The 22,114-nt window shown below is 43.0% G+C and carries 22 protein-coding genes, 1 tRNA gene and 1 pseudogene; 20 read left to right on the forward strand and 4 right to left on the reverse strand.

What is annotated here, in order from left to right:
- Position 1: 1 nt before the first annotated feature.
- Positions 2 to 1,672: an EAL domain-containing protein gene (locus VSQ32_01860; GenBank protein ID MEH2941627.1), complete on the forward strand. Its 1,671-nt coding sequence runs from the start codon at positions 2 to 4 to the stop codon at positions 1,670 to 1,672.
- 62 nt (positions 1,673 to 1,734) lie between these two features.
- A tRNA-Leu gene (locus tag VSQ32_01865) sits at positions 1,735 to 1,818 on the forward strand.
- Between the two features lie 249 nt (positions 1,819 to 2,067).
- On the opposite strand, the gene VSQ32_01870 is transcribed toward VSQ32_01865, so the two are convergent.
- On the reverse strand, positions 2,068 to 3,273 hold the full coding sequence (locus VSQ32_01870; protein ID MEH2941628.1) for a tyrosine-type recombinase/integrase: 1,206 nt from the start codon (positions 3,271 to 3,273) through the stop codon (positions 2,068 to 2,070).
- Positions 3,274 to 3,376: 103 nt separating this feature from the next.
- Positions 3,377 to 3,991, reverse strand: coding sequence for a helix-turn-helix transcriptional regulator (locus tag VSQ32_01875; GenBank protein ID MEH2941629.1), 615 nt, complete (start codon positions 3,989 to 3,991; stop codon positions 3,377 to 3,379).
- 277 nt (positions 3,992 to 4,268) lie between these two features.
- Between VSQ32_01875 and VSQ32_01880 the strand changes: the two genes are divergently transcribed.
- The 13 genes and pseudogenes from VSQ32_01880 (at position 4,269) to VSQ32_01940 (ending at position 16,760) form a co-directional block, all read left to right on the forward strand.
- Positions 4,269 to 4,487, forward strand: a complete 219-nt coding sequence (locus tag VSQ32_01880; GenBank protein ID MEH2941630.1) for a helix-turn-helix domain-containing protein — start codon at positions 4,269 to 4,271, stop codon at positions 4,485 to 4,487.
- A gap of 724 nt (positions 4,488 to 5,211) precedes the next feature.
- A complete protein-coding gene (locus VSQ32_01885; protein ID MEH2941631.1) occupies positions 5,212 to 6,819 on the forward strand; it encodes a plasmid recombination protein in 1,608 nt (535 codons plus the stop codon).
- Positions 6,820 to 6,966: 147 nt separating this feature from the next.
- Positions 6,967 to 7,806 carry a phosphate ABC transporter substrate-binding protein gene (locus tag VSQ32_01890; GenBank protein ID MEH2941632.1) on the forward strand — a complete coding sequence of 280 codons (840 nt, stop codon included), beginning with the start codon at positions 6,967 to 6,969 and terminating at the stop codon, positions 7,804 to 7,806.
- A 17-nt stretch (positions 7,807 to 7,823) separates the two neighbouring features.
- On the forward strand, positions 7,824 to 8,696 hold the full coding sequence (gene pstC / locus VSQ32_01895; GenBank protein MEH2941633.1) for a phosphate ABC transporter permease subunit PstC: 873 nt from the start codon (positions 7,824 to 7,826) through the stop codon (positions 8,694 to 8,696).
- A 99-nt stretch (positions 8,697 to 8,795) separates the two neighbouring features.
- Complete coding sequence (pstA, locus tag VSQ32_01900; GenBank protein MEH2941634.1) at positions 8,796 to 9,659, forward strand: phosphate ABC transporter permease PstA; 864 nt, start codon at positions 8,796 to 8,798, stop codon at positions 9,657 to 9,659.
- A gap of 4 nt (positions 9,660 to 9,663) precedes the next feature.
- The gene (pstB, locus tag VSQ32_01905) at positions 9,664 to 10,416 is read left to right on the forward strand and encodes a phosphate ABC transporter ATP-binding protein PstB (protein ID MEH2941635.1); all 753 of its coding nucleotides are present in this window, start codon (positions 9,664 to 9,666) and stop codon (positions 10,414 to 10,416) included.
- A complete protein-coding gene (gene phoU, locus VSQ32_01910) occupies positions 10,416 to 11,099 on the forward strand; it encodes a phosphate signaling complex protein PhoU (protein ID MEH2941636.1) in 684 nt (227 codons plus the stop codon). Before pstB ends, phoU begins: the two co-directional genes overlap by 1 nt.
- A gap of 1 nt (position 11,100) precedes the next feature.
- Positions 11,101 to 11,778 carry a response regulator transcription factor gene (locus VSQ32_01915; GenBank protein ID MEH2941637.1) on the forward strand — a complete coding sequence of 226 codons (678 nt, stop codon included), beginning with the start codon at positions 11,101 to 11,103 and terminating at the stop codon, positions 11,776 to 11,778.
- A complete protein-coding gene (locus VSQ32_01920) occupies positions 11,771 to 13,444 on the forward strand; it encodes an ATP-binding protein (protein MEH2941638.1) in 1,674 nt (557 codons plus the stop codon). Before VSQ32_01915 ends, VSQ32_01920 begins: the two co-directional genes overlap by 8 nt.
- Positions 13,445 to 13,605: 161 nt before the next feature.
- On the forward strand, positions 13,606 to 14,859 hold the full coding sequence (locus VSQ32_01925; protein ID MEH2941639.1) for an ATP-binding protein: 1,254 nt from the start codon (positions 13,606 to 13,608) through the stop codon (positions 14,857 to 14,859).
- 510 nt (positions 14,860 to 15,369) lie between these two features.
- Positions 15,370 to 16,221 (forward strand): hypothetical protein, encoded by an 852-nt coding sequence (locus VSQ32_01930; GenBank protein MEH2941640.1) that lies wholly within the window; start codon positions 15,370 to 15,372, stop codon positions 16,219 to 16,221.
- Between the two features lie 53 nt (positions 16,222 to 16,274).
- Positions 16,275 to 16,439: a hypothetical protein gene (locus VSQ32_01935; protein MEH2941641.1), complete on the forward strand. Its 165-nt coding sequence runs from the start codon at positions 16,275 to 16,277 to the stop codon at positions 16,437 to 16,439.
- Positions 16,440 to 16,451: 12 nt separating this feature from the next.
- Positions 16,452 to 16,760 (forward strand): annotated as a pseudogene (locus VSQ32_01940) (ATP-binding protein).
- Here VSQ32_01940 and VSQ32_01945 read toward each other — a convergent pair.
- Entirely contained in the window at positions 16,751 to 17,974 is a 1,224-nt protein-coding gene (locus tag VSQ32_01945; protein ID MEH2941642.1) for a transposase, read from the reverse strand. The pseudogene VSQ32_01940 and the gene VSQ32_01945 sit on opposite strands and share 10 nt — an antisense overlap.
- A 402-nt stretch (positions 17,975 to 18,376) precedes the next feature.
- Between VSQ32_01945 and VSQ32_01950 the strand changes: the two genes are divergently transcribed.
- The 4 genes from VSQ32_01950 (at position 18,377) to VSQ32_01965 (ending at position 21,078) form a co-directional block, all read left to right on the forward strand.
- Positions 18,377 to 19,009: an ATP-binding protein gene (locus VSQ32_01950; protein ID MEH2941643.1), complete on the forward strand. Its 633-nt coding sequence runs from the start codon at positions 18,377 to 18,379 to the stop codon at positions 19,007 to 19,009.
- 226 nt (positions 19,010 to 19,235) lie between these two features.
- On the forward strand, positions 19,236 to 19,691 hold the full coding sequence (locus tag VSQ32_01955) for an MATE family efflux transporter (GenBank protein ID MEH2941644.1): 456 nt from the start codon (positions 19,236 to 19,238) through the stop codon (positions 19,689 to 19,691).
- A gap of 269 nt (positions 19,692 to 19,960) precedes the next feature.
- Positions 19,961 to 20,431, forward strand: a complete 471-nt coding sequence (locus VSQ32_01960; protein ID MEH2941645.1) for a CPBP family intramembrane glutamic endopeptidase — start codon at positions 19,961 to 19,963, stop codon at positions 20,429 to 20,431.
- 59 nt (positions 20,432 to 20,490) lie between these two features.
- Positions 20,491 to 21,078 carry an HD domain-containing protein gene (locus tag VSQ32_01965; GenBank protein ID MEH2941646.1) on the forward strand — a complete coding sequence of 196 codons (588 nt, stop codon included), beginning with the start codon at positions 20,491 to 20,493 and terminating at the stop codon, positions 21,076 to 21,078.
- Between the two features lie 5 nt (positions 21,079 to 21,083).
- Here the strand turns inward: VSQ32_01965 and VSQ32_01970 are convergent, their stop codons facing one another.
- Positions 21,084 to 21,443: a prolyl oligopeptidase family serine peptidase gene (locus tag VSQ32_01970; protein ID MEH2941647.1), complete on the reverse strand. Its 360-nt coding sequence runs from the start codon at positions 21,441 to 21,443 to the stop codon at positions 21,084 to 21,086.
- 121 nt (positions 21,444 to 21,564) lie between these two features.
- On the opposite strand from VSQ32_01970, the gene VSQ32_01975 reads away from it, so the two are divergent.
- Positions 21,565 to 22,098, forward strand: coding sequence for a TetR/AcrR family transcriptional regulator (locus VSQ32_01975; protein MEH2941648.1), 534 nt, complete (start codon positions 21,565 to 21,567; stop codon positions 22,096 to 22,098).
- Positions 22,099 to 22,114 lie beyond the last annotated feature (16 nt).

A 22,114-nucleotide genomic window follows, 5' to 3' on the forward strand; every position in this document is an offset into this window, starting at 1 on the left:
TATGGAAGAAAAACACACAGAGGGAGCGGGAAATTTGCTGCCGGAAACAGGGGATATGGGCGTATATATGTCCGGGGTGGAAATTTTAAATAACGTAGGATGCGGAATCTGCGTATGCTCTTCAGAAGAAAAACTGCTGTTTGCCAATGAAAAGTTCTGCGGATTTTTCGGAGGCAGGCTGGACGGAAGGACGGTAAAGCTGCTGCTGGCTCAGGCGCTGGACGACGAACAGCAGGAGAGCAGCGGCGAGCTGTACATAGAGGAAGACGACCGCTGGTTTGATGTACATCGGCGGGAAATCCGCTGGGTGGATCAGAAAACAGTGGATTTGTATACGGTATACGATATTACGGAAACAAAACGATATCAGCAGAAAATCGAAAGACAGGCGAATAATGATTTTCTGACGGGCCTGTATAATCGGATGCGCTGTGAAAAGGATCTGGAGGCCCAGATTGCCCTGACCAGGGAACAGGGCGGAGAGGGCGCCCTGATGTATATGGATCTGGATGATTTCAAACATATTAATGATGGTCTGGGGCATCAGTACGGCGATGTGCTGCTGCGGGCAATTTCTCACAGCCTTCAGCGGATTTCCGGTATCGAGAGCACCTGTTACCGTATGGGCGGCGATGAATTTATAATTATTGTCACGGATAAAAAATATGCCATGATGGACAGGATACTGGAAGATATTCTGGAGATTTTTGAGAAACCCTGGTTCCTGAAAGGAGCAGACTATTACTGTACCATGAGTATGGGTATTGCCCGGTTTCCTTCCGACGGCGATACGGTGCAGGATTTGATTAAAAAAGCGGATTTGGCCCTGCTTGAAGCCAAGAAGGCAGGAAAGAACCGTTATGAATTCTATAATGGGGCAGTGGACGGGGTTTCTTTCAAGCGTCTGGATCTGGAAAAGAATATGAGAAACGCTACCATGAATGCCTGTGATGAATTTGAGGTGTATTATCAGCCTATTGTGGATGTGTCCAGACCGGGCAATCCCTGTATGGGAGCGGAGGCGCTGATACGCTGGAACTGCGAAAAGCTGGGATTTATTTCCCCGGCGGAATTTATTCCGCTGGCGGAATATCTTGGACTGATTAATCCAATCGGAGATCATGTGTTGCTGCAGGCCTGCCATCACTGCAAAAAGTGGAATGACACGGGTCATCCGGAATATAAAGTCAATGTCAACCTGTCGGTGGTACAGCTTCTGAGAAATGATATGGCGGACCGGGTGCGGGAAGTACTGGAGGAAACAGGACTGAACCCTGCCAACCTCACGCTGGAAGTAACGGAGAGCCTGGCCATTAACGATATGACCAGAATGAAGACAATTCTGGGACAGATTAAGGAGCTTGGCGTGCGGGTGGCGCTGGACGATTTCGGTACGGGCTACAGTTCCCTGAACCACATACGGGAAATGCCTGTGGATGTGATTAAAATAGACCGCTGCTTTATTGAAGATCTTGGAAAAGATGAATTTGCAGATGCTTTTGTGCGGATTGTCTGTGAGCTTGCGGCGGTGATTGGTATGAACGTCTGCGTGGAAGGGGTGGAATACGAGCGCCAGTATGAAATCCTGAAAAACATGCAGATACAGATGATACAGGGCTTTTATTTTGACAAACCCATGCGCTCAGAAGAATTTGAAAAAAAATATGTATAAAGCAGGAAAAAACCATTGACTTTTTCAGCGAAATTTGTTATTATATATTAGTCGTCGGAAATGCGGAAGTGCTGGAATTGGCAGACAGGCAAGACTAAGGATCTTGTGGGTGTATGCTCGTGTGGGTTCAAGTCCCATCTTCCGCAGTAAAAGAGGAAACCTTGTGAATGATGGGGTTTCCTTTTTGTTTTATTTCTTTACATCTGTATTGCTTTTAAATTTGTGCTTTCTGTAGATTTCTCTTTTCCATTTCTGCCAAAAAAGTTCTTCCACCTTCATTATAAATGAAAATCCTAATCCCCAGCTATGCTGGGGAGAATGGAGTAAGCGGAAGCGGTGAGGATATAAGAAAAAAGCCTCCTATGTTAGAATGAGAATGGTGTCGTAAGCCAAACTCATGAGTGTCCCAGAAGTTCCTGCACATCTTTCGGGGCTGCCCCGTTTGATAACAGATTGCTCGTATAGGTGTGCCGCAACTGGTGGAAGTGGAAATTTTCAAGCCCCTCTACGTGTTTCTGAATCAGCCTGCATACATTGGAGAGGGTTGCGGTTGATTCATAGGAACCATCCTGACGTAAACATACAAAAGACAGTTCTTCGTAATCGTCCGCTATCTCCTCCGTACTTTGCAAAGAATACAGATCATAATGCGTCCTTCCCTTTTCCATTACTTTCTGATAGTAATTGCGGAAATACATTTCGCCACACTGGAAACGCTCTCTGTGCTGTTGCTTTCTGGCTTTTTTTAGTATCTCTGCCAGTGTGTCGCAGAAGTCCACTGTACGGATTTTTTTCCGCTTGGTTGCACCGATTTCCATCTTGTGGCGGGTGGCATTGTAACGCATACTCCGGCGGACGGTAAGATACTGTTCCTCAAGGTTGATGTCCTGCCATGCCAGCCCGCATACCTCGCCAATGCGTAATCCAGTATAATAGGCTATCTGCACCGGCAGGAGTGCCGGATTTCTTTTTTTACGGAGATAATCCGTTATCTCCGTGTACTGCTCATGGGTAATGGTCGGGATGTCTGTCTCATTTTCCGCATTTCCCTCAAACAGTTCCACTTCCTCCTTTTTTACCCGCATGCGTACATACTGCATGGGATTAAAAGTAATATAGCATTTCGGGAATACCGCAAACCGGAACGAGCCCCGCAGGACTGCCGAAAACTGGAGCATATAGTTTTTACTGATGGGCTGAGCCTCCGTTCCGTCCGGTCTTGTTCCTCCAAAAGACAGGAAATCAATATACTCCTGTAAATGGTCGGCAGTTATGCTTTTCAGCTTACGCTGTCCGATAGGATGTTTCTTAATCTGTCTGGCGGTAGTGGTATAGGCAATCAGCGTCCCAGTGCTTAATGTACCGGGCTTTACTTCTTCCTCCAGCCATATATCCAGCATTTCCCCCAGCGTGATATTTTCCGTCTTTGCCACAAACTTCTTTTCCTCGTAATCCTCCATTGCCTTGCGGAGAAGTTTCTCCGTTTCTGACTTGCTCTCTGTTCCTGCGTACTCCTTCTGCACCAGATTTCCGCTCTCATTCTCCACATAAAAGTGGTAGTACCATTTCTTTCCTTTTTTTCTTACAGAACCTTTTGCCATAATAAAATCTCCTTTCCTAGACGCAATCTGTTATTGCGTTGGCAATCGGAACTGATAGATATGCTTATTTGCGTGTAGGCATATCAAAACTCCGGCTGCCCTGTCACAAGGAATGTTCACTCAGAAGATTTTTCAGCCTCGTCCTCGCAAGTTCCGGCTGTTTGGCATACACCCTTACAATGTCGCTGATTTCACTCGTGCTGTTGATGAAACGCATAACCTCCCGCAGAAACATGACGTTGTTAAACTCCTGTTCAGATTCAAATCCCATGACCTTTGACATTGCCTCATTGAAATCCCCGCCCTTACCATACTCTTTAGCCGCATGGGTAAAAGACTGGTTAAACATACGGTACTCATAAAGGAACAAAAGCAGCAAATCCTTTGAGAAATCGCTTTCTTCCTCTTTCATGTCAAGCGGGAAATCGCCCATTATCCGGCTCATGGCGGATTCAATCTTAAAATCCCTGCTGTCCGACATATCCGCCCCCATATCCTCTGTTTCGCCCCGGAGCCATGCCGCTGATACATGAAGTGCATCCGCTAATCCCTCAACAATCAGTTTCTTTGTGTTGTCAATGCTCCCATTCTCATACCGCTGGATGGTGGTCTTGTTCACGTCCATCTGTCCGGCAACATACTGGAGGGGGAGTTTCAGCGACTTGCGGCGTTGTTTCGCCCGTTCACCGATTGTCCTGCGAAGTTCTTTCTTCTCCATCGTGACCTCCTTGCACTGCGTTCCCCCTGCTTGTTATAAGCTGTTAAAGGGAAATCTGTTTCGTTGTTACAAGACTATAATAACACACAAAAACAGATATTGCAATATGCAAAATAGAAATAACCGCAAAAGGACTTGACAAAACCATCGTATTTATTATGTATTTTACATCGTTGCATAATGCAATATTGTAAATCAACAAGAAAGGGGATACGGATATGAGCAGGAATGAAAATGCAGGAAAAACAGGTTATCGGAAAAGAGGGAGGATATTTGTATGGCAGAGATTAAGATTGGAATGACGATAGAGGAAGCGTCCGAATATACGGGCATTGGCAGGAACACCATGCGGAAACTGGTGGAATGGGAGAAAATCCCGGTGCTGCGGATTGGACGGAAAGCAATCATACGCAGGGATGTGCTGGAGAGGTTTATGGCAGCAAATGAGGGGAAAGACCTGCGGAACCGCCCGGAAGTAAAAACTGTCCGGACATGATAAGAGGCAGCCATAACGGCTGCCCCATTGGCAATCAGACCGGAGTCTTGATATACCTACACGCAAGATAAGTGTATCACAGACTTCTCCGGTTATCAACCGGAATTTTTCTTTGGCAGGACAGGAATGGTGTAGTTTTGGTGTAGCAATGGTGTAGATTTTTTCTACACCGTTCCTACATCATTTTTTGAAATACTACACCATTCCTGCATCATTTGGGGCAAAGCCTACATCAAAACTACACCATGACAGGGGAATCAATGGGAAAAGTGCCTGCACCTCTGCCTGCACTCTGCCCGCACCCAAATTAGGGGAAACAGACAGGTGCCTGCACCTGTGCCGGTACTTATGAAGATTATGCAGTTACTTATGCCTGCACCTGTAGGCAGTATGCTTACACCATGCTGGCACTTATGTTTATCCGCAGTATTTTACTTTGGCAGAATACAGGTCAGCGGCAGATGGTTTCTCCGGCAGGCAAAATAACAGGCAAAAGCTGGATATACACCCGCTTGAACAAGCCCCCGGCAGGGCCCCCGCATTTTTGGCTTGACAAAAATGCTAGGGGGTTATCATTATCGGCAGAGCCGAAATGATAACTGCACCCCGCCACGTTCCCATCAGCCCAAAGGAAAATCGGAGACGTAAAATGATTGATAAGGAAACCAGCCGGAAAGGAAATGACAAATAAGAAAAAAATTCCTCCGGCAGAGAGGGGGATGTGATGAATGAAGTATCATACAGTGCCCATATCAGCAACGGGAAAAGTGCCCTCAACAGCAAAGGCAGGCTGTCCGGTGTGGCAAAACACAACCTGCGGAAATACCGTTCCAAAGAGTATGACAGGGAGAACATTGTCCTGCTCTTTGGCAGTACAAATCTTATGCGGGATGTGAAAAAAGTCTATCAGGACACTTTTTCAGAAGCACTGGAGCAGTATAACCAAAAACAGACAAGGGCAGACCGACGGATTGACGATTATTTTGAACATCTGTCCGGCAAGAACCAAGACATGGCAGTGAAGATTATTTTCCAGTGCGGGGATAAGGATTTCTGGGAAGATGTCTTTATGGAAACAGATAAGGAAAAGCAAAACAAAGAAAATATCTGCAAGGTATATGACACCTTACTGGAGCAGTTGCAGAAAGAAATGCCGGATTTCAAAGTTGCAAATGCGGTAGTCCACTTTGATGAAGCAAGCCCGCATATGCACGTTGTAGGCGTTCCCATAGGCAGGGGATTTAAGCGCGGGCTGGAAACAAAGGTTTCCAAACGCTCTGTTTTCACTCCGAAAACGCTGGAGAATATTTTACAGAACAGCCTGCGTCAGACCGCAAGCGTAGAAATGCTTATCCACTTCGGAGTGCTTGTAAAAGATAAGCAGAAAGGGAAAAACTATGACCTGACCGTTGCGGAATATAAGGTGCAGCAGGAAACGAAGCGGCTGGAAATGGTGGCGGGATTCCTTGAAGAAAAACAGGACAGGCTTTTTAATGCCAACCAACGTCTGGAACAGGCAGAAAAAGAAGTTTCCGAAGCAGAACGGCGGTTGTCTGACACGAAAACAGAGATTATCGGAGCAGAGGAAGATTTGATACAGATAAAAACAGAAGGCAGGGAAATGAAACAAAAACTGATGGCAGAACAGGAGGAAATACGGCAGGAAAATTTGTCCTTAAAAACAGATACGCTTATCCTTCATTCTGATAAAGAGCGTCTTTTGCGTGATGTCAGGAAAGCAACAGATGAAAAGGAACAAATACAGGTAAAAAAAGAGGGGTTTTTAGAGGATATCGGTGTGTTGGATAAAGAGTTTGAAAAGCGTCTGGATTTCATCAACGTACTGGATAAACTCAAAGCACTCTTTTATAAGCTGTTATCCATGATTCCGCTGGTGCGGGAGTTTGCAAAGTTTGTAGAAGAAAAAAAGGATATACGGGCCGCCTCCCCTTATGGCTATACCCCTCTCGGCAGGCTGTTAAGGGAGTACCGTACCTCTCTCCCTCAGCATGACAGGCTTGTCACGTTCCCGGAGATTGCCTCGTGGCAGACTTCCACAGGGGAAGTGGTTCCGGTGTATGAGGACTATAACGGACGGGGAACGGAGTACAGGCTGGCGGGATTCTGGAATGTGCAGAAGGAACAGGCTGTAAAGGTTTCTGAAATAAGAGAGGAAATCATGCCGGAGAACCGGATATGTACGTTAGAGCTGGCAGAGGTGTATGTAAAGGCGGTGGAGAGTTTCATGGAGGATATGGAACCGGAAGAACGTACAAGGGAGAACCGTCCTATGTATCAGAGACAAAACGAGGAATATATACAGGGCAGATAAATAATTCCGTTGTTAAAAGGCATAGATGAAATATTCTATGCCTTTTGCAGTGCAATTAACTTACAATTAACATATATGCACTTTTAGAGTTAACATTGGGGACGGTATACTTGGTTCATACAAAAAAAACAAAGGAGTGTGTTCAATATGAAAAAATTTATTATGATTGCAACCGTTTTTACACTTATGACAGGGGTATTGACAGGATGTAGCGGCAATGCTGGTTCGTTCACTGACAAAAGTACAGCAAATGAGACAACTACAATAGCCACCGACGGTTCCACTTCAATGGAGAAAGTCATTGGATTTTTGAGTGAAGCCTATATGGAGGAACATGGAAATATAAAGGTTACATACAATCCAACGGGTTCTAGTTCCGGTATACAGGCAGTAGCGGAAGGAAGATGTGATATCGGACTGGCAAGTCGTGACCTGAAGGAAGATGAAACAGCAGATTTACAGGGAACGGTAGTTGCCATTGATGGAATCGGAATCATAGTCAATCCTGATAATCCGGCAACAGATTTAACAATTGATCAGATAGGGAAGATTTACAGTGGTGAGATTACCAACTGGAAAGAGGTTGGCGGCAGCGACGCACCGATTGTCTGTATTGGGCGTGAGGCGGCTTCCGGCACAAGAGACGGTTTTGAGGAAGTGACAGGCACAAAGGATAAATGCAAGTATTCACAGGAACTTACGTCTACGGGCGATGTCGTGCAGACGGTATCCGGCAATCCAAATGCCATTGGCTATGCATCGGTTGCCTCGGTTGGTGATACGGTAAAGATGGTCAGCGTGGAAGGGGTAAGCCCGACAACAGAAAGTATTCAGGATGGGAAATACAAAGTCCAGAGAAACTTCGTGCTGGTCACAAAAAAGGACACTGCTCTTTCTAAAGCTGCACAGGAGTTTTTCGACTTCGCTACCAGCGAACAGGCAGACAGCCTTATTACAGAGGCAGGTGCTGTTCCTGTCAAACGGTAATTACAGGAGGGGCTGTTATGGAAAAGATAAAAAAGACAGCAAGGTGGATGGAAAGGGCAATGAACCTGTTGTTTTTGGTATGCGGTCTGCTGACGATACTGTTTGTCGTCCTAATTACTATATTTCTCTTGATAAGCGGCATTCCGGCAATACGGGATATCGGTCTGGGAGATTTCCTGTTTGGGAAGGTCTGGGCATCTACTTCTGCAAAGCCTTCCTATGGAATCCTTCCCTTTATCCTGACATCCGTATACGGAACTCTGGGGGCAATCCTCATAGGAGTTCCGATTGGACTGCTATGTGCTATTTTTCTGGCAAAGATGTCCCCAAAGAAAGTTAGCAGTGCAGTAAGGAATGTGGTAGATTTGCTTGCCGGAATCCCGTCTGTCGTTTATGGGCTGGTGGGAATGATCATCATTGTTCCATGCGTAAGGGAGATATTTCATCTCCCGGATGGTGCAAACCTCTTTTCGGCAATTCTTGTCCTTGCTGTTATGATTCTGCCCTCTGTCATTTCCGTATCGGAAACGGCAATCGGGGCGGTGCCAAAGGAATATGAGGAGGCTTCTCTTGCTCTGGGGGCGACAAAGACGGAAACCGTATTTAAGGTGGTTGTGCCTGCCGCAAAAAGCGGCATTGTCACTGCGGTTGTATTAGGCATTGGCAGGGCAGTCGGGGAAGCGATGGCGGTTATGATGGTAGCGGGAAATGTTGCCAATATGCCGAAACTGTTTGGCAGCGTCCGGTTTCTGACTACTGCTGTTGCCAGTGAAATGTCCTATTCTTCCGGCTTACAGAGACAGGCATTATTTTCCATCGCACTGGTGCTTTTTCTGTTCATTATGGCAATTAACCTGATATTAAATGTAGTAATTAAAAAAAAGGTTTGAAGTTCCACTATTGCATGAAAATACCATGCCAAGTGGAACTAAGGCAAACCTATCAAGAACGCAAAAACAGCGTTCTTGAGGAAAATGGAGGAAATACATGTGACTGATACAATATCGAAAGCAAGAAAAATTAAGGATACTATCTTAAAGCTGATGATGGTTTTATCAGCAGGATTGATTTGCTCTCTCCTGCTCGGACTGATTGGATATATCCTGTACCGGGGCATTCCACATATCTCATGGATGCTTGTTTCTACGAAACCAAGCCTTTTGCGTGGTACGGTCGGGATTCTGCCAAACATCCTGAATACCTTATATATCATTATCATAACGCTTGTAATTGTACTGCCGCTTGGGGTAGGGGCTGCGATTTATCTGAACGAATATGCAAAGAATAAAAAACTGGTACGGGTCATTGAACTGGCAACAGAAACCCTTGCCGGAATCCCATCAATTATATATGGACTGGTGGGAATGCTCCTGTTTGTGCAGTTTTTCTCTCTGGGAACCAGTCTGATGGCCGGTTCGCTCACCCTGGCAATCATGACATTGCCCACGATTATACGCACCACACAGGAAAGCCTGAAAACGGTGCCAAAAGCATACCGGGAAGGTTCGCTTGGATTAGGGGCAGGCAAATGGTATATGATTCGTACAGTTGTCATTCCCTGTGTCATTGATGGGATTGTTACCGGCTGTATCTTATCGGTGGGCAGAGTGGTAGGTGAAAGTGCCGCACTTCTCTTTACGGCAGGGATGGCAAATGAACTGCTGTCCGTACCAGAGGCAGTGCAGGCGGGAAATGCGGGTTCTACCCTGACCGTTGCCATGTATGTATATGCGAAAGAGCGCGGGCAGTTTGATGTTGCGTTTGCGGTTGCCGCTATATTGCTTGTACTTACCTTTCTTATCAATATGTCGGCAAAGATAGCGGCGGTTAGACTGAAACAGAAACGAGGTTAAAGTTATGGAACACATTATCACGACAAAGAATTTAAACTTATGGTATGGTGCGAGCCATGCCCTGAAAAGTATCAACATGGAAATCCCGGAAAAGAAAATCACTGCGCTGATTGGCCCCTCTGGCTGTGGAAAATCCACTTATCTGAAAACATTGAACCGGATGAATGATTTGGTGGAAAGCTGCCGTATCGAAGGAGAAATTATGCTTTCCGGCATTGACATTTACAAGGGGATTGATGTAAACATTTTGCGGAAACGTGTTGGCATGGTCTTTCAAAAACCGAATCCGTTTCCAATGAGTATTTATGATAATATTGCCTATGGTCCAAGAATACATGGAATCAAATCAAAGGTTAAGTTGGATGAAATCGTGGAGCGTTCCCTGACGCAGGCGGCAATCTGGGAGGAATGCAAAGACCGTTTGAAAAAGAGTGCATTGGGCATGAGTGGCGGCCAGCAGCAGAGGCTCTGCATTGCAAGGGCACTGGCGGTAGAGCCGGAAGTCCTTCTGATGGATGAACCGACGTCTGCCCTTGACCCTATTTCCACTTCAAAGATTGAAGATTTAGCAATGGAACTGAAGGAAAAATATACGATTATTATGGTAACCCACAATATGCAGCAGGCAGTGCGGATTGCAGATAAGACAGCATTCTTCCTGCTGGGCGAGGTGGTGGAGTTTGATGATACGCAGACCATGTTCTCCACACCGTCTGACCAGAGGACAGAGGATTATATTACAGGGAGGTTTGGATAATGCGGAATAAATTTGACAGACAGTTATCGCAGCTTAATACAGAACTTGTTACCATGGGAGCCTTATGCGAGGAGGCAATTACCAATGCGGTAAAATATCTTACGGATAATGAAGAAAACAGCAAAAATATGTGTCTGGATGCGGATACGCAGATTGATAAAAAAGAGCGTGATATCGAAACCCTCTGCCTGAAACTGATTTTGCAGCAGCAGCCCGTGGCAAAAGATTTGAGAGTTGTTTCAGCCGCTTTGAAAATGATATCCGATATGGAACGGATTGGAGATCAGGCATCGGATATTGTGGAGATTGCACCTTATGTGGCAAAAAAGGGAACGCTTGGCGAAACCCATATCCGGGAAATGGCAGAAGCAGCGATCAAAATGGTGTCAGAAAGTATTGAATCTTTTGTAAAAATGAATCTGGATATTGCCTGGCTGGTAATTGAACATGATAATATCGTGGATGATTTATTTGACAAGGTAAAGCGGGAGTTGATAAAATCAATAACGGAGAGACACGACGATGCGGAGGCTCTTATGGATTTGCTGATGATTGCAAAATATTTTGAGCGGATTGGCGACCATGCAGAAAATATTGCGGAATGGGTTATTTATTCCATTACCGGAGAGCATCGGAAAAGACCTGAAAATAAGGAAAGCTCCACCAAAGGAGGAATCGGTTAACATGATTTATCTGCTGGAAGATGATGATAATATAAGAAAGCTGGTATGCTATGCGCTGTCAAAAGAGGGATTTGAAGTACAGGGGCATTCTTCTCCAAAGGAATTTTGGCAGGGACTAAATACGGAACTGCCGGAATTGGTTTTGCTGGATATTATGCTGCCGGAAGAAGACGGGTTGTCGATTCTGAATAAACTGAAAGGTAATGCAGCGACTGCGCATATCCCTGTGATTATGCTTACCGCAAAGGGCAGTGAATTTGATAAGGTCACAGGCCTTGATATGGGAGCGGATGATTACGTGGCAAAGCCTTTTGGAACGATGGAACTGATTTCAAGGATCCGGGCGGTACTGAGGCGTTCCCAAAAAACGCAGGATGACAGAACGTATACGATTGGCGGGCTGTATGTTAATCCTGCAAAACATATTATTACGGTATCAGGGGAAGCGGTATCGCTTTCCTATAAGGAATATCTGCTGTTGATGGTTCTGCTGGAGGCAGAGGGCAATGTAGTGGAACGTGACAGGCTTTTAACCAGTGTCTGGGGGGAATATTATACAGAATCCCGGACGCTGGATGTGCATATCCGGAAACTGCGGGTAAAACTGGGGGATGCCGGAAAACTCATTCAGACTATAAAAGGAATCGGTTATAAATTAGGAGGCGATTGGAATGAATAAAAAAATTTTTCGTTCGTCACTGCTTACCGTCTGTCTTGTATTGGCAGCTACCATTGCATTGATTATGGGGCTTTTGTTTCATTTTTTTGAAAAGCAGATACAGAAAGAGCTTGCCAATGAGGCCGGCTTTCTGGCACATGCTCTTGAAAATGAGGGAGCCGGATATTTTGACAGTTTTGATAACAAGAATAACAGACTTGCCGGAAATAACCGTATCACATGGATTGATGAAAATGGAACGGTATTGTTCGACAGCAGGGCAGATGTGTCCGAACTGGATAATCATGCCGACAGGGATGAAATTAAAACGGCAATGAAAGAGGGGAAGGGCATGAGTACGAGGTACTCCAAAACCCTGACGGAAAAAACAGTGAATTATGCCATACGGCTTTCCGATGGCAGCATACTGCGGGTTTCGACAGAACAGTATACGGTAGTAACCATTCTGATGGGGATGCTTCAGCCGATTTTATTCATTATGTTTGTCGCATTGATTTTAACACTGGTGCTTTCCGCAAGGGTATCAAAAGCCATTATAGAACCAATTAACAAACTGGATTTGGAAATACCGGAAAATAATGACACATATGAGGAATTAACACCTCTGTTACGGAAAATTGCAGACCAGAAAGAAACGATAGGGGAACAGCTTGCGGACGCCCGCAAAAAACAGAAAGAATTTAACCTTATTACAGAAAATATGAGTGAGGGCTTTCTGGTTATTGATGCAGACGCCAATCTCCTGACCTATAATTCTGCCGCATTAAACCTGCTTGAGATTACCCCTCCGGCAGACAGGAGTGTCCTGTTGTTCTGCCGGGCAAAAGAGTTCAGAGGCGTTATATCCGATGTATTGTCAGGAATAAAGGCAGAGAATACGATGGTGCGGGAGGAACGCAGTTACAGTCTGATTGCCAATCCGGTTTATGAGAAGGAATCCGTAATTGGGGCCGTTGTGGTTATTCTGGATATTACGGAACGTGAAAAAAGGGATATGCTGCGCCGGGAGTTTACGGCAAATGTTTCCCATGAACTGAAAACTCCGCTGACGTCTATCTCTGGCTTTGCCGAACTGATGAAAGCAGGCGATGTTCCGGAAAATGATGTGACTGACTTTTCAAAATCCATTTATGATGAGGCACAGCGGCTGATTACGTTAGTCAATGATATTATTAAGATTTCTGAACTTGACGGGCAGAGTATTCCTTATGAAAAGGAAACGGTGGATTTATATGAATTGTCAAAGGAAGTAATCGGACGGTTGGAAAAAGAAGCCGATAAGAAGAATATTACCTTTCATTTGATTGGCGGCAGGGCAGAGATTATAGGCGTGCATAAAATTTTGGAGGAAATGCTCTATAACCTTTGTGACAATGCGATTAAATATAACAAGGAAAATGGTACGGTGGATGTTTTGGTAAACCAGACGGGAGATGGCGTGAATGTGATTGTGCGTGATACGGGAATCGGGATTCCTATATCACATCAGGACAGGGTGTTTGAACGCTTTTACCGGGTGGATAAAAGCCATTCCAAAAAGGTAGGTGGAACAGGTCTTGGTCTTGCCATAGTAAAGCATGGTGCTCTGTACCACCATGCAAAGCTCAGTCTGGAAAGTACTGTGGATGTGGGAACGGTGGTAACGATTGCATTTTCTAAAAAATAATAAAGATAAATATATGCCGGAAAACAGCCCGTATAAGGGCTATGCCCGGCATATTTTTAACGCAGTTTTAACATACTTGTTATCTGCCCTTTATGGTTTATCAGATGGAAATCGTATAAAATAACTTGTGTAAACAAGATAATTACTGGAATGGAGGAGCTATGAAAAAGAAGAAAACAGTGAAAAAGTTAAAAAAGAAAATTGCGGTTTTGGAAACAGAAAATCTGTCATTACAAGAGAGCGTTTTGCGGGCAGAGAACAACAGCAGGGAAAAAAGTGCTTTTTTATCCCATATGTCCCATGATATACGGACACCCCTGAATGGCATTATTGGAATGACAGGTATTGCCATGAAACATTTTGATGATAAAGATAGGGTTCTTGATTGTCTAGGGAAAATTGACAGTTCTTCCAAACATCTGCTATCCCTGATTAACGATATTTTGGATATGAGCCGGATTGAAAGCGGCAGAATGGTTATGAACCATGAACGGATGGATATACGTGAGGTGATTAACGGTTGTGCACTAATTGCAGAAAGTCTGCTGGCACAGAGAAAGGTGGATTTTGTCAGGGAGTTTGGTATATTCCATCATCCTCTGCTAATTGGCGATGAATTACATCTGCGTCAGGTACTTATCAATATTTTATCAAATGCCATTAAGTTTACCCCGGATGGAGGGAAAATCTTTTTTCAGGTAAAGGAGGTTTCTGCTGGAGACGGAAAGGCGACATACCATTTTGAGATTGAGGATACCGGAATTGGTATGAAACCGGATTTTTTGGAAAAAATTTGGGATTCCTTTACACAGGAAAATAGCGGAAATTGCAATGGGTATAAGGGAACCGGATTGGGAATGGCTATTACAAAAAAACTGGTTGATTTGATGGGGGGGATTATCAAGGTAGCAAGCAAGCCGGGAGTTGGCAGTAAATTTACTGTGGAGGTAACATTTGATACAGGGATAATGTCTGGCATTGCAGAGAAAGAGAATAAAATGGAAAGCATACAGGAACGGAACGCCCATCTGGACGGCATGAAAGTCCTGTTAGTTGAAGATACCCCACTGAATATGGAAATTGCAAAATTTATGCTGGAAGATGAAGGGATTGAAGTAATGACGGCAGAAAATGGACAGATTGCTGTTAATATTTTTAATAATTCGCCTGAGAATACTTTTAATGCTGTGTTAATGGATGTGAGAATGCCTGTGATGGATGGTCTGACCGCTACAAAATCAATCCGGACATTGCCAAGAACTGACGCTGTAACAGTCCCAATAATAGCTATGACAGCAGACGCATATAGTGAAGATATAAGAAGGACAACTGATGCAGGAATGAATGCACATCTGACAAAACCTGTCAGTCAAGAGAAAATGCTCTCGACTTTGGAGAAATTTTATTCTGTATAAATAATAAGCTCTTTTGGATATATATTTCTTTTGGCATTTTGAAAGAGATTAAAAAGCAAAATGAAAAATGCTTAAAAGCATTTTGTAAAAGATTTTAAGCATTTTTATGTCAAACTTTCCTGATTATCCTCTGCATCTATAAATATCTGTATTTCGTTGTTGAGATAAAACAAACCCATCGGTGTCCGATGGGTTGCATGTTTCAAGCAGATTATCTATTGCCAGTGCATTTAGTACATGGTCTGTCCATGCTGTGTTTTTTAATCCTTTCTCTGCTTTGTTACAGTCAATCCGTAGAATGTAACATAGGTTTTTCTTTCCCTTAAAGTTTCCCTCATTAGGGTTCATAACAGCAAGAGGGAGAAAATAACATAAGGGAATGCTCACCTTGCACAAATTTAATGTTTTCAGTAGTTAGAGCAGTTCATGAAAACAAAATATAAGAGTTATTAAATCCCTTAGATTTTGTGAAAATCCAATCGGAATTTATTATTGTCGGAGGTAAATATAATGAATGAATTGCAAACCTCTTTAACTCATTATCAGGTAAAAAAAGAAAACGGGGCTATTACAGTCCTTGCCAATAAACCTATTTGTGTTTGTGATCATTTTTGGGACTGCATGAATGAGGAATGGGTTTTTGCTGTTAAGTGTGACGATGGTCAAAGCCGTTATCACATCGACTATTTATTTTTGGATAATAATTTTGAGCTACTTAATGCACTTACTGAAGATAAAGGTGTAAATCCCCAGTTTTTGACAGCACAGGATAATACGGCTTGGGTGAGCCTTAGTTCAACCAGCACAGAGCGTGAGGGCGAAATTGTTCTTCCATTGCAAAATCGTTTTCGCATTACTAAAGAGATAGTACGCAAAGATCTTGGAATGGATGCGATATTCTGCCTAAATAATCAATGTTGCTCCTATCAAATTGATTTATTCAACCATAAAAAATATGATAAATTGTTTGTTTATCAGTTTGATAAAAACGGATTATATAAAACAAGAAAACAGTATATTCTTGAAAATATATGGAATGGATATCCGACAGTTACCAGAGATAAATGTTTTGTTACTTGCGGAAAATGGAGCAACTCTCTTTGTACGATACATGTTTCGGAAATCGACGAGAACGGTAATATTCTTTCTGATTGGAAAAGTGAAGCAATTGCAGATATGAACAGTGTCTTTTTACTGTCATATTCAGATACAAAAATGGAATTTATTACTTTCCATGAAAATCATGTGGACTATCTTGTTTACAGTTTTGAAGGAATTTTATTGTCACGAAAAATAATATATCAAGTTGAAACTAATATTAATATAAATTTTTATTCCAACTTTATTCCCAACGTGTTATAATTAAAAAAATAGGAAATAAAGTTGGGAATAAATTCGTATCGAGGAGATTGTCAATGGATATAAAACAGATTGTATTAGATTTATGCGCCATGAATGATGAAAAGGAATGGTTTGAATTTAAAGAGAATTGGTTTCAACCGGAAACATTAGGAGAGTATGTTTCCGCGTTATCAAACGCTGCAGCGTTCCACTATAAAAAATATGCTTATTTTATATAGGGAGTTAAAGATGAGGATCATGAAATAGTTGGAACGACATTCAATCAATATTGCGACTACAATAAAGAACCATATCAGAATTATCTGGCGAGAAATCTTTCTCTGAGCCTGAATTTTTCTTTTGAGGAAATTGAAATTCAGCAAAAGAAAGTTGTCGTACTGGTCATACCTGCGGCGTTTGAGATACCTACTGCATTTAAGGAAGAGCGGTATATAAGAATTGGATCATCGAAATGCAATATCAGGGACTATCCTAAGAGGGAGATTGAACTTTTTAAGATACTTGATGGGAGAACACCAGTTTACAACTTTTACAAATAATAGCCCTTTTGCCAGACAAGGTATTTCAAGGTTTTCATAAGGGCAGATGATTTTATTATACTTTCGCTCTTTTCTACGAAAGTGGCAAAAAATACCTCCTGCCGGATCCTTTCGCTGAGTGCAAACCTGAAATCCTGTACGCTTTCCTTACGGTATTTTGAAAATGTTTCATCCTGGTATGGCAGCAGCTTCATCGCGCAGTAAGCTATGTTGATCAGATTGACCAGCATTTCAATCCCTCTCCGGCTACGCACCATATAGCTGCATAGCGACCAGAAGGTTTTCTGCTCGTAATAGCCGATTTCAATATTCCATCTGAATGAATATAGGAACAAGGGGATGTAGTTCATCCATGCACTTCCCGTCTGGTTCAGAGGAACCTTTTCCTGCCATGCACAAAAAATCTGCAGCTGTGTTGGGAAGGCCGTACTGAAGAACAGGCGTCTGGAACCGCCTTCCTTCTCTGTGGCTGTCACATAGGCAAGGACTTCCCTTGTGCCGAAAATATTTGTAAGGACACGGCGTGTTCCAATATAGTAGCCGCCTATTTTTTCGTCCGAAAGTGTAAAATCCCTATCCGCTGAAAGGCGTTTCCCGTGTTTTGCAGGCCGCCCCCTTTTTCCGGTCGGCTGCGGGGCAAGGTCATAAAGGACAGAGTCGTACCTTGCATTTCCGACCAGGTCAAGGTTCGGGTATTCATCCACGACAGAAACCAGGGAGCTTTTAGTGTACCAGCTGTCGCACAGGATGATTACATTTTTCTTTTCCGATAACTCAGGCATGACCTGCCGTACCATGGAAGCGGCAAGTTCCAGTTTGGACTCTTTTTTCTGCCACATGCGGTAGGAAAGCGGCAGCGCCTGGTAAACAATCCTGTCCTTATCCCACACCGGCACGCAGAGCATGACGCTCACAAAGCAGTGCCCGTTCAGGTAGCCGCTGCCGTTATGCGCGGAATGGTCAAAGAGTTTTGAGACATCCTCAAATTTCTTTCCATATTTGGGGACAATAGTGTCGTCAATACATAGAAAGACAGGCTGTGTCCTAAGGTTTTCCGGGATCAGCTTCAAAGCCATGGATGCTGTTGCATTGATAAACCTGGAATAGTCCACTTTGGCATAGGAGCAGGCATAGTAAAAGGCATTCAGGGATTTATCTGTAAGCTTCGACAGGAAATGCCTGTAAAGGAAACGGATGGAATCCGCTGACTCCAGTGTCAGTATGGACAAAAGAAGCAGGATTAATGTCTCAGCCGTAGGAATGGAACAAGTCTCAAAATAAATGTAAAAATAATGATAAAGTCTACCAATTATAGTTTTTTCGTTGTATAATAAGTTTGTCGTACAGGATCACTTTCTTTCGTATTTTTTTGTTTGCAAACTTATTATACATCAGAAAGTCCTGTATGACATTTTTTATGGAAAAGTTGTAAAGTGGTGATGGGAGAACAGAAACCATAGAAACAATTCCGGCAAAATATCAGGAACTTACTTTCTAAAAATTGTTTGGATATTATGGATCAAAAGGAATCGTTTTAAATGATAAAACCTTTATAAAAAATTTAGGTCTGCGCAATGAAGAAGGACAATTTAATTTATTGGCGCAGCTGCTTTCGGATGATTCTCATTTTCCTCTCAGAGTATCTATATATCATACAGGCAGATGAAACAGACAGGGTTGTGGAAAGGAAAGAGGTGCCGCTGTTTGATAACAAGGCATTTCGGGAAGCAATCATCAATGCTGTCCTGCATAACAAATGGACAGAGGGAAACGAACCGATGATTTCCGTTTTTTCTGACAGGATAGAAATCTTATCAAGAGGCTCTCTACCACCCGCACAGACAATGGAAGGCTTTTATTTGGGGGAGTCTGTGCCTGTGAATGAAAAGCTGTCGGAGATATTTCTGCAATTGCATATAAGTGAGAAATCAGGACGGGGAGTCCCTGAAATAACGGAAATTTATGGTAAAGAGGCGTTTGCATTTAGAGAAAATTCAATTGTTGTAACAATACCATTGAAAAAAATTAAAAAAGCCTCGAATAAGGTTGGAAATAAAAAAACTTTAAATGTAAGAAGAAGGAAAATTCTGACAGAAATGAGGGACAATCCCAACATAACGGCTGAAGAACTTCGTAAAATCTTAGGAGTTAGCAAAACAGCTGTAGATAACAATATTTCATTTCTGCGTGAAAATGGCTATATTGAGAGAGTAGGATCAAAAAAAGCAGGATATTGGAATGTATTATAGACGCCATTATATGAAATGCCTGTGAATTGTGGGAGCAATGTTGCATTAAAATCCGGAAATATCAATGAGATTTATAGAGGAATTGTCATACAAAGTGGAACGGTAGATTTGGTTGTAACATTACCACCGTACCCTAATGCGTTTGACTGTCATTTCTGTCTGAAGTCTGCCCAGAAGTTCATCAAGTGAATTATAGTGGAGATAAAAAGTATGTCTGTGTCTGGTATTGCTGGTGCCGTTTTTGTGGCTGGCACCGGCTTTTATAAAGGCATTTACAAGTGATGTGCAGATTATTGAAGTGGGAGTTGCGTTTTTGCGGGCATATGCGTGGGTGGTGCCTTTTATGGCGATACAGATGTCCATGATGTGTACTTTTCAGGCTACAGGGGACGCCCTGCGTGCCATGATGGTAAACCTCGGACGCCAGTGCCTCTTTAATATTCTGTTTCTGTATCTGTTTAACCGGCTGTGGGGACTCGAGTATTTTATTATTGTCAATCTGGAAAATGGATTTCTGGCATTGCCATGCAACAGCATAGAGCGGTATTGCGATGTGCCGCCTCAGTGCCTGAATCCGTTGCCATATCTTATACGAACCGGGAGTACGCAGTATATTCAGCAAATTGCCAGTATAGGCGGCGTGCTGGTTCCCCTGCTGGATTTGGAGAGTTTGAAATTGTGATAATACTTCAGGCGAATTGCTATAAAATGGCAGTCGTCTGAAGAAAGAAAAATATAAGTGGAATATAGGAACTGTGTATGGTAAAACAGGAAATGAAATTTGAATGATGTCAGTATGCTGCATCCGTTATAGAGATTACTTTAGTAATGAAAGGGTTGAAAGTATGAAAGGTATATGGAAGGCAATGACTTATTTTGTTTTGTATTCCGGATTAACAATAATTTTACAAATGCTGTTATCAATAGTATTTATGGCAGCAGGTTCGGCGAATGGTCTCAATGATGATATCCAAATCAGTTGATTTTTATAATGAAATAACCCCACTGTCCGGTACCGTAATGATGGTAGCTAATTTATTAGTAATAGCTCCTGTTGCAGAGGAGATTGCATTTAGAGGAATTGTATATACAAGAGTTGAAAAGACCACAAATGCAGTAACAGCTATTATAGTGAGTTCTGTTTTGTTTGGCCTGATGCATTTTGTGGCAGGCGGATTTTTGCTGGTAACGGGTGCGGCATTGATGGCATTGGTTTTCGGGTATATATTTTATAAATTTAAGTCATTATGGGTATGTATTATAGCTCATGCCGTTGCGAATTTGCCAGACTTTATTCTTTATAATAAGCCAGATATTTCGGGCGGTATATTCTGGGGGTTAGTAATATTTTTTGCATGTGTGTTTATTGCAGGCGTGTGTGTGATTCATAAAACAAATCGTTCCGTATCTTTTATCATATGATAACCACAGAAGTTTGCATACGGACGAAAGATAAAATTGCGATTCGGAGAGGTGATGACATGGAAGAACGGTTAAAAAAGCAGATAGCATTTGTTCTGGAAATAGACAAGGTAAAAAATATATTCAGACAGACTCATTTATCTTCACACGGAAGAAATGAAAATGATGCTGAACATTCATGGCATCTGGCAGTGATGGCATATCTGCTGAAAGAATATGCCAATGAAGAGGTGGATATTGCAAAGGTAATGTTAATGTGCCTGATTCACGATATTGTTGAAATTGACGCAGGAGATACCTATGCATATGATACGGAAGGGCTGAAAACACAGAAAGCCAGAGAAGACGCCGCCAAAGAGCGGATATTTTCCATGCTGCCCGAAGAACAGAAGGAAGAATTCACAGCATTATTTGATGAATTCGAGACATATGAAACTGCGGAATCGAAGTTTGCCCATGCCATGGACAATCTCCAGCCGCTGTTACTGAATAACAGCAACAACGGCAGTGACTGGCGGGAGCACAATGTTACTGCTGAGCAGGTGTACCAAAGACAGCGTAAGACCAGAGCGGGTTCGGATAAACTGTTTGAAGTGACAGACAGAATCATCCGGGATAATATCCGGAAGGGAAATCTGAGAGAATAAAGAAGCTATTTTACTGGCATATAAGTATCAAGATATTCCGGTATTTTCCGCATATATGCGCCATATATCTGATTGTCATTTTGCAGGCCGTGGCCCGAATGCTCACATAAGTAATAATCATGGGGCACCTTGTTGTCCTCAAGGGCCTTCAGAAGTCTCCGGGAGCCTTCGTATGGCTGGATTTTATCATATTTCCCATATGCCAGGAGCGTGGGAACACTGTCTTCGTTTATCCAGAGCAGAGGGGAAATGTCCCGGATTTCTTCTTCGTATTCAGGAGTGCCGAATTCTGCTTTGAGTTCTTTGCCAGCCATTGCTCCGAACATTTCCCGCGCGGCAGCGTCGCTTTCCTCGCTTCTTATCATGTTATCATTCCTCTCTGATTTCTTGACTTTTGAAATCCTGTATGTTACGATTTCGGTGAGATATCTGTATCGCCAATACAATTGTATCATCCATATTTGAAATGTCAACAGGAGGAAAAAAATGAGACAAAACGGGGAAACTGTATCACCCATGAGCAATGAAGGAAGAAATACTTATGTGACAGAGCATATCACGAAATCTCTCCTGGCACTGCTGAAGGATAAGGCAATTGAGGATATTTCCATCAGTGAACTGTGCGGCAGTGCAGGCGTTGGCCGGGCTTCTTTTTACCGCAATTTTAACAGTAAGGAAGATATTCTCAGGGGATATATCAATCAGCTGTTTTACGGATGGAAAAATGACTGGGAGCAGAATAACAACATGCCTCTCAGCGCGGTGATTGGTATGATATTCGAACATTTTGAGCAGCACAGAGATTTTTATCAACTGCTGAATGAACGTCATCTTATTTATTTACTGAAGGACGTTATTCTGGACATTATGGGATTAAGGCCGGATTTGCCCGGCGGAGAGGCTTATGCGAAAGCATTTGTGGCATATAGCCTGTATGGCTGGACAGAAGTATGGTTTCAGAGAGGAATGCAGGAATCTTCGGAAGAAATGAAACAATTGTTTCAAAGTCAGGGACTGTAAAACAGTTGTTTTACAA

The organism is Lachnospiraceae bacterium JLR.KK002, assembly GCA_036941025.1.
Taxonomy (GTDB): domain Bacteria; phylum Bacillota; class Clostridia; order Lachnospirales; family Lachnospiraceae; genus Petralouisia.

Coding starts and splice junctions, on each gene's coding strand:
- VSQ32_01975 (MEH2941648.1), top strand. CDS start 21,565: ATGAGACAAAACGGGGAAACTGTATCACCCATGAGCAATGAAGGAAGA.
- VSQ32_01860 (MEH2941627.1), top strand. CDS start 2: ATGGAAGAAAAACACACAGAGGGAGCGGGAAATTTGCTGCCGGAAACA.
- VSQ32_01875 (MEH2941629.1), bottom strand. CDS start 3,991: ATGGAGAAGAAAGAACTTCGCAGGACAATCGGTGAACGGGCGAAACAA.
- VSQ32_01950 (MEH2941643.1), top strand. CDS start 18,377: ATGATTCTCATTTTCCTCTCAGAGTATCTATATATCATACAGGCAGAT.
- VSQ32_01970 (MEH2941647.1), bottom strand. CDS start 21,443: ATGATAAGAAGCGAGGAAAGCGACGCTGCCGCGCGGGAAATGTTCGGA.
- VSQ32_01880 (MEH2941630.1), top strand. CDS start 4,269: ATGGCAGAGATTAAGATTGGAATGACGATAGAGGAAGCGTCCGAATAT.
- phoU (MEH2941636.1), top strand. CDS start 10,416: ATGCGGAATAAATTTGACAGACAGTTATCGCAGCTTAATACAGAACTT.
- VSQ32_01890 (MEH2941632.1), top strand. CDS start 6,967: ATGAAAAAATTTATTATGATTGCAACCGTTTTTACACTTATGACAGGG.
- VSQ32_01965 (MEH2941646.1), top strand. CDS start 20,491: ATGGAAGAACGGTTAAAAAAGCAGATAGCATTTGTTCTGGAAATAGAC.
- VSQ32_01920 (MEH2941638.1), top strand. CDS start 11,771: ATGAATAAAAAAATTTTTCGTTCGTCACTGCTTACCGTCTGTCTTGTA.
- pstC (MEH2941633.1), top strand. CDS start 7,824: ATGGAAAAGATAAAAAAGACAGCAAGGTGGATGGAAAGGGCAATGAAC.
- VSQ32_01935 (MEH2941641.1), top strand. CDS start 16,275: ATGGATATAAAACAGATTGTATTAGATTTATGCGCCATGAATGATGAA.
- pstB (MEH2941635.1), top strand. CDS start 9,664: ATGGAACACATTATCACGACAAAGAATTTAAACTTATGGTATGGTGCG.
- VSQ32_01930 (MEH2941640.1), top strand. CDS start 15,370: ATGAATGAATTGCAAACCTCTTTAACTCATTATCAGGTAAAAAAAGAA.
- VSQ32_01960 (MEH2941645.1), top strand. CDS start 19,961: ATGGTCTCAATGATGATATCCAAATCAGTTGATTTTTATAATGAAATA.
- VSQ32_01925 (MEH2941639.1), top strand. CDS start 13,606: ATGAAAAAGAAGAAAACAGTGAAAAAGTTAAAAAAGAAAATTGCGGTT.
- VSQ32_01870 (MEH2941628.1), bottom strand. CDS start 3,273: ATGGCAAAAGGTTCTGTAAGAAAAAAAGGAAAGAAATGGTACTACCAC.
- VSQ32_01915 (MEH2941637.1), top strand. CDS start 11,101: ATGATTTATCTGCTGGAAGATGATGATAATATAAGAAAGCTGGTATGC.
- VSQ32_01885 (MEH2941631.1), top strand. CDS start 5,212: ATGAATGAAGTATCATACAGTGCCCATATCAGCAACGGGAAAAGTGCC.